This window comes from Methylibium sp., from assembly GCF_013817365.1.
Taxonomy (GTDB): domain Bacteria; phylum Pseudomonadota; class Gammaproteobacteria; order Burkholderiales; family Burkholderiaceae_C; genus Methylibium.
Genome location: NZ_JACDCU010000568.1, coordinates 1 through 2177, shown reverse-complemented (window position 1 = coordinate 2177; position 2177 = coordinate 1). Strand labels below are relative to the sequence as shown.

The following is a 2177-nucleotide window of genomic DNA, read 5'->3' as shown; positions in this document are numbered from 1 at the left end:
GGGGGACATTCGCGGAGTCGGCCGCCCGATGTCCTGGGCGCGTAGACAGCCAAACGACAGCCGCGCAATGATCTGGGTGCGCAGGCAGTCTCATCTGAACTAGTAGACCGTCTCCCGCCCTTCACCGTTCTTTCGCAATCGACCATGACCAACCCCCGCGCCCCTGCCTCGCCGCCGATGACCGACTACGCCGAGCCGGTGCAGGCACCCGACGGCGTGGAAGGCTTCTCGCGCTCCGATCTCCTGCGGGCGGCGCTGCTCGGCGTGGTCGAGCGCTACGACCCCGAAGTGGCCGCTGCCCTGCGCGGCGACGGTGCCGCAACGTCGATGACGCCGCGCGTGCTCGCCCGCACCATCCAGACCGAAGCCCTGTGGTTCCAGCTCCTCGCCATCGCCGAACAGAACCGCGACATGCGCCGGCGCCGCCAAGTGGAACGCGAGCGAGGCTACGAACAGGTGCAGGGCACTTTCGCGCACGTCATCTTCAGCGCCAAGGCCGCCGGCATCGGCGCCAACGAGGTGCGCGAGGCGCTGTGCGGCGTGCGCATCCGCCCGGTCATCACCGCGCACCCGACCGAGGCCAAGCGCGTCACCGTGCTCGAACGCCACCGCCGCATCTACCTACGTTTGATGGATCTGGAGGCCCCCCGCTGGACCGAACGCGAGCGCGAGGAACTGTTCCGCGCCATCGGCGACGAGATCGAGCTGCTCTGGCTCACCGGCGAGCTCAAGCTCGAGAAACCCACGGTCGATCAGGAAGTCCAATGGGGCCTGTACTTCTTCAACGAGAACCTGTTCGACGTGCTGCCGCAGCTCTACGGGCGCATCGAAGCCGCGTTCGCGAAACAGTTCCCCGGTGAGAAGCTCGAGCTGCCCACGCTGATGAGCTTCGGCTCCTGGATCGGCGGCGACCGCGACGGCAACCCGTTCGTCACCAGCGAAGTCACGCGACGCACGCTTTGGGAAACGCGGCTCGTCAGCCTGCGCCGCTACCGCACCAGGCTGGTCGATCTGATCCGCAACCTGAGCGTCTCCGAGAACACGCTGCCGCTGCCGCAAAGCTTTCGCACGGCCGTCAGCGAGGCGCTGGCCGCCACACCCGAGGGCGAACAGATCGCACACCGCAACCCGGGCGAGCTGTTCCGACAATACATCGCCTGCATGCTGCACCGGCTCGACGCGTCCATCGCCAGCACGCAGCAGCACGAGCCGGCGCCGCGCGGCACCGGCTATGCGAACGCCGACGAACTGCTGGCCGACATCGAGCTCATGTTCGATGCGCTGTGCAAGGGCGGCGCCGAGCGGCTGGCGGCCTCGCTGCTGGCGTCGCTCAGGCGCGAGGTCAGCGTGTTCCGATTCAGCACCGTGCGGCTCGACGTGCGCGAGAACACCGGCCGCATCAACGGCACGCTGGCGGAGATCTTCGGTGCCACACAGCCGGGCAAGGAGACGCCCTCCCCCGAGAGCGCCGAGTGGAAGCAATGGCTGCTCGACGAGCTGGCCACCCCGCGCGAGGGCTTGCGCCCACTCGAAGGCTTGTCGAACGACGCCGCCGAGACGCTCGCCACCTTTCGCACCATCGCGCAGATGCGCGAGCAGATCGACCGCGAGGCCTTCGGCGCGCTGATCCTCAGCATGACGCACAACGCGGCCGACGTGCTGGGCGTATACCTGCTGGCCAAGGAGGCGGGCCTGTTCACCGATGCGCAGGGCATCGAGCGCTGCACGCTGCCGATCGTGCCGTTGCTCGAGACCATTCCCGATCTGCGGCGCGCGCCGGCCATCCTCAAGGAACTGCTCGCCGTGCCGCTGGTGCAGCGCTCGCTGCGCCTGCATGCGAGCGTGCAGGAAGTGATGATCGGCTACTCCGATTCCAACAAGGACGGCGGCTACTTCGCGGCCAACTGGGAGCTGCACAAGGCGCAGGCGGGACTCACGCGCCTGGGGCACGAGCACAGCGTGAAGATCGCCTTCTTCCACGGCCGCGGCGGCTCGGTGAGCCGGGGCGGGGCACCGACAGGCCGGGCCATCGCGGCAGCGCCCGCGGGCTCCATCCGCGGCCAGTTCCGCACCACCGAGCAGGGCGAGGTGGTCTCGCTCAAGTACGCCAACCGCGGCACGGCGAACTACCAGGTGGAGCTGCTGGCCTCGTCGGTGATCGAGCACATCCTCAAGTC

At 68.4% G+C, this 2177-nt stretch carries 1 protein-coding gene; it reads left to right on the top strand.

Annotated elements, in window-relative coordinates; translation table 11 throughout:
• Positions 1 to 144: 144 nt before the first annotated feature.
• The coding region (locus tag H0W38_RS21375) for a phosphoenolpyruvate carboxylase (RefSeq protein WP_292457990.1) at positions 145 to 2177 on the top strand (2033 nt) is incomplete at its 3' end.